Source organism: Microcystis sp. M53603_WE2, from assembly GCF_030065435.1.
In genome coordinates this window covers 1-9,211 of sequence record NZ_JASJFF010001027.1, presented here as the reverse complement: position 1 = coordinate 9,211, position 9,211 = coordinate 1, and the positions used below count along the sequence as shown (strand labels likewise).

The window sequence follows — 9,211 nt, the reverse complement described above, 5'->3', positions numbered from 1 at the left end:
CAGCAATTCCAAATTCAAACGGTAGTGTAGGATACAGAATTGATTTCGCTTCTGTCCCTCAAAATAGAGTGAACGAGTTGCCCATTGGGTTTTGCAGGAATGGAAGTCCAAGATTTGAGTTTTATAGGGATGCTGAGCTACTTCCACAGGGCTATCGCTGGCATGGTTGACCCGCGCAGTGCTAGCAATGCTACTCGCTACAGTCTAAAAGACGCGGTCTTGGGGGCATTTGCTAGCTTCTTTATGCAAAATGAATCCTTTCTAGAATATCAGCGTCAATTGAATAGTCGTTGTGGACGAGATAATGCTCAAAGTCTGTTTGGTCTGGTTAATATCCCGACCATAGAACAGATAAAGAATATTCTCGATAGAATAGCCGCAAAGCCTCTTTTTTCACCGTTCAAATGGATTTATCAAGGTCTGAGAGAACAAGGCTATTTGAGGCTGTTTACAGCCTTGGATGGCAACTTACTCGTCGCCCTAGATGGGACTCAGTACTATGATTCAGAGAAAATTAGTTGTCCTTGTTGCTCAACCCGCACCTCGAAACAGGGGAAGGTAACTTATCACCATCAAGCTATTTTGCCTGTAATTGTCTCTCCTGACCAAAAATCGGTCATTTCCTTGCCACCAGAATTTATCACTCCTCAAGATGGCAGTGAGAAACAAGACTGTGAGCAAAACGCGGCAAAACGCTGGATAGCGAGCCATGCGTCCTGGTTTGAAGGCCAGCCCATCACCCTCTTAGGCGACGACCTCTATAGTCGCCAACCGATGGCTGAATATTGTTTGGAACACCATTTCAACTTTATCTTTGTCTGTTTACCGTCCTCCCATCCGACTCTCTATGAGTGGGTTTCTTTCCTGGAGGCTAATCAAGAAGTCAAAACCACTCAACAGCGACGTTGGAATGGGCGATACTTTGAAATTTGGGACTATCGTTATCTCAATCAAGTCCCCCTGCGCGAACAACAACCCGCCTTACTGGTCAATTGGTGTGAGGTGACCGTTAAGCGCGAGTCGGATGGTCAACTTCTCTATCGCAATAGCTGGATTACTAACCACGACCTGACTCCCCAACGGGTCATTCTGGTCTGCGCTGCTGGACGGAGCCGTTGGCGAACCGAAAATGAGAATCACAATGTGCTCAAAACTCGGGGCTATCATTTGGAGCATAATTTTGGACATGGTCAGCAACATTTGTCCTCTTTTCTGTTGACCCTCAATCTCCTGGCTTTCTTATTTCATACTGTTCTGCATCTAGTCGATGAACGCTATCAACGGGCTCGGATGCAAAGGGGGACTCGCAGAGGCTTTTTTAACGATGTTCTTTGCTTAACCAAGTATCTGCTGTTTGAAGGCTGGCACCACCTTTTAGACTTTATGCTCGATGAGGCCATCCCTGTTACTCGCGTTAATTCTTCTTGATTTTGGATGGGGAGCTACAGGGCAAAAGCGTTTTGTATTCTGTATTCCTTGCTACATTCTGAATTTGGAATTGCTGGTAATCAGTAATCAGTGAAAAGACAGCATTGTTACGGCCATTTAATACTGCTGAGTTAATACCACTCACTTAAAACCCAAATTTTCGATAACTGTTTACTGACAACAGCAAAAAGCTCCCTAACCCCCATCTTGCCAATTTTTAAGTAGGTAGGTGTTGAAAACTTTCAGATGCCCCCCTTATTAAGGGGGGATTAAGGGGGGATCGGCACCCCCCTTATTAAGGGGGGATTAAGGGGGGAGCCATCTTCAATTTAATTATAACCAGCTACTTATTATGAGAACAATCGCTGAAATCAACGACAAAATTGCTAAAAAAACGGCTGTAGTCTGGACAGTAGAGGAATTAAAAAGCCGCGTGAGCGAGATGGGAATTAAGGAGGTTTTTTCCCAAGTAGATGTGGTTTGTACGGGAACTTTTGAACCGATGGAATCTTCGGGGGCAATTATTAATTTAGGTCAGACGGATCCGCCGATAAAAATTCGTCAATGTTGGTTAGATGGGATTCCTGCTTATGCTGGTTTTGGGGCGGTGGATTTATATTTAGGAGCCAGCGCTATTAGTGATCTAGCGGCCAAAAATGAGAATTTAGAGGGAGAAAATCCCGAAAGGGGCGGCGGACATATTATTGAGGATTTAATCGCTGGAAAATCGATTCAATTGCGCGCTGTCGGCCAGGCCACTGATTGTTATCCTCGCACTTCTTTTGAAACGATTATTTCTAAGGAGACTATCAATCAATTTTATCTTTTTAATCCTCGCAATCTCTACCAGAATTTTATCGTCGGAGTCAATGGGGGAGAGCGGACTTTATATACTTATTTGGGACCACTACAGCCGCGATTAGGTAATGCGGTTTATTCTAACCCCGGGGCAATTTCTCCCCTGTTAAATGACCCAGATTTAGAGGCTATAGGCATCGGTACGCGCCTTTTTTTGGGAGGAGGAATCGGTTATATTGCCTGGGAAGGAACCCAACATTTTCCCCTGCAAAAACGCCTACAAAATCGAACTCCTATTGGACCGGCTTCCACCTTAGCCTTAATTGGTGATGCTAAACAAATGAATGCTCGCTGGGTGCGGGGTTGTTATTTCAAAAATTATGGGGCTTCTTTAATGTTAGGGGTAGCAGTACCGATTCCAATTTTAAGCGAGGAAATAGTTCGACATTGTGCGGTAAAAGATGAGGAAATTGTCGCTCCAGTGGTGGATTTTTCCATTCCCCGGCGAGTCCGTCCTACCTTTGGTTTAATCACCTACGCTAAACTAAAAAGCGGTCGGATTATGATCGAGGGAAAAAGTGTTAAGGTGGCTCCTTTGGCCAGTATTTCCTTGGCCCGGGAAGCCGCTTTAGAATTAAAAGCACTGATCGAATCGGGAGAATTTACCCTCACAGAACCCGTGGCAAAAATTAATCTAGAGCGAACTTTTATCCCCCAGGATCGTTGGGGTGGAAAATTATCAATTGAGTGAGGAATTAAGGGATTGCGTGCAGGTGGCACAACTACAATTAAGATGACGAAAAATCGGATTTTCTTCCCCAGTTGTCTTGGCGATAATCATGTCACCTAAGTTCTCGGTGTTGAAACTAGGATGAAAGGACTCTGGGGCAGCTTGTACGGAGTTAGTGGTAACTGCTAGGGCTAATAAACTAGCGGAAGCAGTGGCAAGAATAAAGACTTTTTGATTCATAAGTTTGCGGGAATTATTGGCCATGAATACCACTGATTATAGCACCCTGCTTGCCGATGAGGAGATATTCTAATCATAAGAGTCAGAGAGGGCTAACCGTCAAATTAGCCAGATTGCGAATTTCTACTTTTTGTTCTTGGGCGGCAATTTCTCCGGCTTTTTGTAACAACTTGAGGGCGCTTTCCTTAATTCCGCTTTCCCTAAAAGGGCGGGTAATACTAAATCCTGTTTAAAAGGTATTATTAGGAGAATGGGAAGCGGGAAGCGGGGAGAAACAATCCAGATCTTGCGGATTTTTGCTTAACTCATCCCGATAGTTTCTGAATATCGGGAGCGGATTTTGTCGGTGAATCAGCACGAAATTGGGCGTAACCACCCGCTAAAAAAACGGTTTTACCCACGCCGCGTTGACCGATACCGAGTAAATTAAAAGGGGGGGGTTGTTGTGGGTGATAATATTTTCATGAGCAAATTACAGCGTTTCTCAGATACATGAGGTTGGTTCTTGCATCTGAAATACTTGATTATCGACGATTGGTCTGTGCTTCACCTTTACGAGAAAGGCTGTAATAGAGTAATCTAATTAGCTAATCGATCAATTTTTGGCAAGCACCTCCCAATTTAATGACAAAAAAGACAGCTTATCATCTTAATACACCCATAATTATACCCACGATCGCCTGTTTAGCCATTCTGTTAATTCTCGTGATAGCAGAAATTAGCGTGGCCCAGACGGCAACTAGCGACAATAGCGAGGCTTTATACCGAGAATTAAGGGTGAAAATCGATACTTTATGGGTAATTTTCACCGCTTGCCTTGTCTTTTTTATGAATGCCGGCTTTGCCATGCTAGAGTCTGGTTTTTGCCGCTCGAAAAATACCGTTAATATCTTAACCAAAAACTTAATTGTTTTTGCCTTGACAACGATCGCTTTTTGGTCTTTTGGTTTCGGCTTAATGTTTAGTCAAGGTAACGGTTTTGTCGGTCTTAGCGGTTTTTTTGTGCTAGGAGCCGATAATAGCCCCAATACTGGTCTCAACTATCTTGGCATCTTTCCCTCCCTTTCTTGGGCGGGCATACCTCTACAGGCTAAATTTTTCTTTCAATTAGTCTTTGCCGGCACTGCGGCCACGATTGTTTCGGGGGCAGTGGCCGAAAGAATCAAATTTCTGGCTTTTTTCCTGTTTAGTCTGCTATTAGTGGCTTTTATCTACCCGATCACCGGTCACTGGATTTGGGGAGGAGGTTGGTTAGCGCGGCTCAATTTTTGGGATTTTGCCGGTTCTACGGTAGTACACACGGTCGGTGGTTGGGCCTCTCTCGTCGGGGCAGTGTTATTGGGGCCGCGTCTGGGCAAATATCAAGGCAGTAATTCCATGGCACTACCCGGTCACAATCTCACCCTCTCTACCCTCGGCTGTTTTATCCTCTGGTTAGGTTGGTTTGGTTTTAACCCCGGTTCCACCCTGGCGATGGAACCCGAGGCTATTTCCCGCATCCTCCTCAACACTAATATGTCGGCGGCCACCGGCGGCATCGCCGCAACCCTAACCGCTTGGCGCTATTTCGGTAAACCAGACCTCTCGGTGATTATCAATGGCATTCTCGGTGGTTTGGTGGCCATTACCGCTGCCTGTCCCTATGTACAGATCGGTTGGGCGGCAATTATCGGCATGATCAGCGGTATTTTAGTGGTTTTGAGCGTCGATTTCTTCGATCGCCTCCAGATTGACGATCCGGTTGGGGCGCTATCGGTACATCTAGTCTGTGGTTTGTGGGGAACTTTTGCGGTAGCTTTATTTGCCGCCGGTATCGAGGCTAATTTTTATACCCAGGGACCGGTGAGGGGATTACTGTTGGGGGGAGGATTACCGGCAATTAAACAGGTATTCGTGCAACTTTTGGGCTGTGCGGCAGTTAGTCTTTACACTGTAATTGTCAGTTGGTCAGCATGGAAGGCGATCGATTTTTTCGTCGGTTTAAGGGTATCGACGGAAGCAGAATTGAGAGGACTGGATCTGAGCGAACACGGTTTACAAGCTTACAGTGGTTTTCTGTTTAAATCCGACCTTGCCCATAAGGTCTCGGCTATTATTCCCAAAAGAACCATTATTCCTCCCAAAGATCGGGGAGCGGATAAGTAGTCTGGCAAAATTAATTTCCTAGTCGAGACTCCAATTCAGTGATCAGTGATCAGATGTGAGTTTTCACTGTTGCCCCTTGCCTTCAGAAGCTGACTACTGACTCCTAACCAACCACGACAATTTTTGATTTTGACCGGAGTCCCCTTATCGACCTAAAAGATTGGCAATATCAGCACATCCCCCCGGAATAGTTGCCCGCGACTTTTCCCCACACCAACGACAACAATAGTGACGTTGTTCCTCGCTCATATTTTTCACCCCGGTAAAATTGACATTTTCTACCACTGCTCCCGTGTGTTCTCCGCTGTCATAATTGGGGGGAACGGTACGACTGCGGGGGGTAGCATTTTCTAGGGAACCATAAAATAAACGCATCCCTTTCATATCTGCCCCTCTTAAATTAGCTTCGTAGAGAATTGTCCGCGATACATTTGCTTTCACCAAATCGCTATAACTTAAATCGGCCCGCACCATATTCGCTTCGCTTAAATCCGTCCAGCGCAAATCCTGCCCAGAAATGTCGGCCCCCGCTAACATTACCCCCAATTGTACTACTCTTGTACCGAACTCTCGATCCTCCGCATAACCCCCTTCCCCGTCTAGAATCGGTCTGCCTAGATAACGATCGCGTTTAATCGGTGATAATAGCCGCGATTGACTCAAAAAACGCAGTATTTTCGCTTTTCCAGAGGCATCGACACTGCTGAGGATGGAAGCGGTGCGACCTTCTGCGATCGCTCTTTCCTGGGGCCAATCTTCTAAAAATCCCTCCTCATCCAAGGCTAGATCGGAAATGCCCTGAAAATAGGAATCGATCGTCTGTTGTTGGGTAATGCGATTTTGCTGTATGGTTAAATCCTTAGAAATAACGTACTGTTCCCAGGCCACATAGACGGCTAACACGGCGATCATAATCTGTCCCAAGGCCCCCACCCACTCGGCCCAGGAACCAAACTCATCGTATTTAAAACTCTCTAACCATCGCAATATTCGCCCGTAAACTCCTAAATATTTCCCTAATCCGGCCAGAGCAGCTATAAAAACTATAAAGGCAAAAACCGTCTGACGTTCAGAGGGAGTGAGATAATGGGCGATCCACTGGCGAATAGAGGGCAAAATCACCTGTAAAGATATTAATATCGCTACTATCGCCCCAGAAAAGCCTAACCAGTCCCAGCTAAAGACCAGGCCGATGGTCATCACCATCAGGGGGGCCAGTAGTAACCCCGCATTACCCGGTCGAAGATCTTTTAATAGTAGGATGCGCTGACGCACGGGATTACGCGAAGATAAAGAGGAGACGTATTCAGAAGCATCGGGGGGCGATAAACTGGTTTTACCGTTATTTTCGGGGTTATCGTCCCTATTTTCCGCGGCGAGTTTTTCTGGGTCTTTGCGATCGCTCATGTTAATCCTTGTCAAGAGAAAATAATTCCACACCGAAAACTGAGGCGAAAACTCTCGATAAATCTTGCTGTACTTGCATAAGACTAATATTAGGCAGAAACTGCCGTAAACTGCCCACGGGTTTATTAGCAATCCCACAGGGAATAATCTCGGCAAAACCGCTTAAATCTGGACAAACATTGATGGCAAAACCATGATAGGTAATCCAATGACTAACTTTAATACCGATCGCCGCTATTTTATACCCTTCTACCCATACCCCCGTCAGGCCCGCGATTCTTTCCCCCGACAATCCATAAATAGCGATAGTTTGCAGGATGACTTCTTCCAATTGTCGCAAATACCAGTGTAAATCCTGCCGATAATAGCGCAAATTGAGGATCGGATAGCCCACTAACTGCCCCGGACAGTGATAGGTGACTTCGCCTCCTCGCTCGATTCGGTACACTTCTTTGTCGGTTTTGTCAAGATTAAATTTAATAAACTTAATATCTGAACCAGTACCGAGGGTGTAAACGGGGGGATGTTCCAGCAGCAGCAGCACATCGGGTAAGTCAGGATTAGCAATTCTCGCCTCCACCAGCGATCGCTGTTGCGACCAAGCGAGAGAATAGGGAGTAATTGCCTGAATTTTTAGCCCACAGAGACGAGGCATTTTTTGAGCATTCATCGAGAGATGTGATTGTTCAAATTATTTAAGAAATGTGGAAGATCACCAAGGAAAATTAAAAGAAGGGAAGAAGAGATGTTGGGGAGAATAATAAGCACTAATCTAAAGTTATCTCATCTATCATCTCTTGGGATCAGTATCCTCCAGTTTATCCTCATCGGCGCAAAAAAAGCACCAAAACAAGTTCAATCCTTGATTGAGCAAACCCACCAACAGGTTGTTGACCCTAACAATCAAAGAAATGTTATCGAGTTAATCGAGAAGATTATTATCTACAAATTTACTCACCATGGCACTGCTCTAAGATGGAGACAATCAATTATGCTAGGTGTTCACGCATTAAAACAACTCTATGAGATTGATGACTCTCAATGGCTAGGAGAAACCATTAGCCTACTCAGAAATCATCAATTTCAACAGCTAGACTTAGAACATTTAATCGAGGAATTAGAGGATTTGGGCAAAGAAAAGAAAAATGCTGTAGCCAGTCTTTTAGAACAGGTTATCCGCCATTTATTATTCCTGCAATACTGGAGCAAGGAAGCAGAATATAAGACAATTTATTGGCAGGAATAAATCGATAACTTCCGTACTCAATAAAATCAGGCTAGTATGTTTTCTGACTGCTATTTTTCAATTTTATTGGTGAGAGTTCCGACCACATCAATACCGAGGGTTTGATGGACACTGGCGAGGAATTGATTGACGATTTCGGGATAGACTTTAATCAGGGTAGCGAGGGATTTCCCATCACCATTATCAACAATATTAACTCGCTCGAGGTGTAAGCGTTTAGGAATTTTGATCGCTTCTTCTAGGATAGTTTCTAACTGTTGAATCAAGAAAATTGCCTCTGCTTCGCTGCCGGTATTTTGCCAGACTTCCGCGAATAATTCGTTAACCAAGGCTTCAGCTTTGGCATTTTCTTCAAAAATTGCCGCTTCTCCTCTAGCGCGGAAAGTTTCGGCTTCCTGCTGCGCTTCTGCGGGTAAAACTTGATCTGCTTGGAGACGTAATCTTTCTAATTCTGCTCTGACCTGTTGCAATTTTTCCTCAACTATAGCACGTTTTTCCTTAGCGGCGGCGATAGTTATTTCTTCTTCCGATTTTGCCTGTTGTTCCAGTTTTGCCTTTAACTTTCTCAATTCGTTTTCTTGCTCTAAAATGATAATTTGATCGCGGGTTTTAGCCACGGTTGCCTGTTCCTCACATTCCGCGACTATTTGTTCAGCTTCATTGAGTGCATTTGATTCAGCAATTTCAGCATCACGCATGACTAAAGCGATTCTTTCCCGTCCGAGGGAGTTAAGATAATCCACGTCATCGGCAACATTTTGAATTTTGAGAGTATCAATTTCTAAACCGAGTTTAAACAGATCTTGACTGACGTTACTGGTAATACTTTCGGCAAATTTTAGGCGATCTTCGTTCACTTGTTCTGGGGTCATTGTTGCGACTACACCCCGCAAGTTTCCTTCTAAAGTTTCTTTAGCTACGCGAATAATTTCTTCTCGATCTCGATCTAAAAAACGTTCGATCGCATTGCCGACTATTTCAGGTTTAGAACTAACTTTCACGTTAGCAATTGCCACGATATTCAGGGGAATATTGCCCTTAGAATAGGCATTTTTAATCTCAATTCTGATCGGGGTTGTGGTGACATCCATGCGTTTAACGGTTTCTAAAATTGGAATACGAATTGCCCGACCCCCCGATACCACTCGATACCCCGCATCTTGTCTATCTTTTGATTTGCGTTTCATCCCACTCAGGATTACTACTTCATTGGGTTT

At 44.7% G+C, this 9,211-nt stretch carries 7 protein-coding genes and 2 pseudogenes; 5 read left to right on the top strand and 4 right to left on the bottom strand.

The window, feature by feature from the left end:
* Window positions 1-99: 99 nt before the first annotated feature.
* Window positions 100-1,428, top strand: coding sequence for a hypothetical protein (locus PX481_RS21705; RefSeq protein WP_052275264.1), 1,329 nt, complete (start codon window positions 100-102; stop codon window positions 1,426-1,428).
* A 352-nt stretch (window positions 1,429-1,780) separates the two neighbouring features.
* A complete protein-coding gene (locus PX481_RS21700) occupies window positions 1,781-2,977 on the top strand; it encodes a homocysteine biosynthesis protein (protein WP_002757823.1) in 1,197 nt (398 codons plus the stop codon).
* On the opposite strand, the gene PX481_RS21695 is transcribed toward PX481_RS21700, so the two are convergent.
* A complete protein-coding gene (locus PX481_RS21695; protein WP_043998916.1) occupies window positions 2,966-3,196 on the bottom strand; it encodes a hypothetical protein in 231 nt (76 codons plus the stop codon). The genes PX481_RS21700 and PX481_RS21695 overlap by 12 nt on opposite strands.
* 624 nt (window positions 3,197-3,820) lie before the next feature.
* Between PX481_RS21695 and PX481_RS21690 the strand changes: the two genes are divergently transcribed.
* The gene (locus tag PX481_RS21690) at window positions 3,821-5,341 is read left to right on the top strand and encodes an ammonium transporter (RefSeq protein ID WP_002757821.1); all 1,521 of its coding nucleotides are present in this window, start codon (window positions 3,821-3,823) and stop codon (window positions 5,339-5,341) included.
* A gap of 144 nt (window positions 5,342-5,485) precedes the next feature.
* Here PX481_RS21690 and PX481_RS21685 read toward each other — a convergent pair whose 3' ends face one another.
* Together PX481_RS21685 and lipB are read right to left on the bottom strand one after the other, a co-directional pair.
* Window positions 5,486-6,748, bottom strand: a complete 1,263-nt coding sequence (locus PX481_RS21685; protein ID WP_002757820.1) for a pentapeptide repeat-containing protein — start codon at window positions 6,746-6,748, stop codon at window positions 5,486-5,488.
* 1 nt (window position 6,749) lies between these two features.
* Window positions 6,750-7,418, bottom strand: coding sequence for a lipoyl(octanoyl) transferase LipB (gene lipB / locus PX481_RS21680; protein ID WP_079208926.1), 669 nt, complete (start codon window positions 7,416-7,418; stop codon window positions 6,750-6,752).
* A 75-nt stretch (window positions 7,419-7,493) separates the two neighbouring features.
* Here lipB and PX481_RS21675 point away from each other — a divergent pair.
* Together PX481_RS21675 and PX481_RS21670 are read left to right on the top strand one after the other, a co-directional pair.
* Window positions 7,494-7,694, top strand: a pseudogene (locus PX481_RS21675) (DUF2887 domain-containing protein); the annotation flags it as partial.
* Window positions 7,695-7,739: 45 nt separating this feature from the next.
* Window positions 7,740-7,991: pseudogene (locus tag PX481_RS21670) on the top strand (DUF29 domain-containing protein); the annotation flags it as partial.
* A gap of 53 nt (window positions 7,992-8,044) precedes the next feature.
* Here the strand turns inward: PX481_RS21670 and PX481_RS21665 are convergent.
* The coding region (locus PX481_RS21665; protein ID WP_288095925.1) for a flotillin family protein at window positions 8,045-9,211 on the bottom strand (1,167 nt) is incomplete at its 5' end.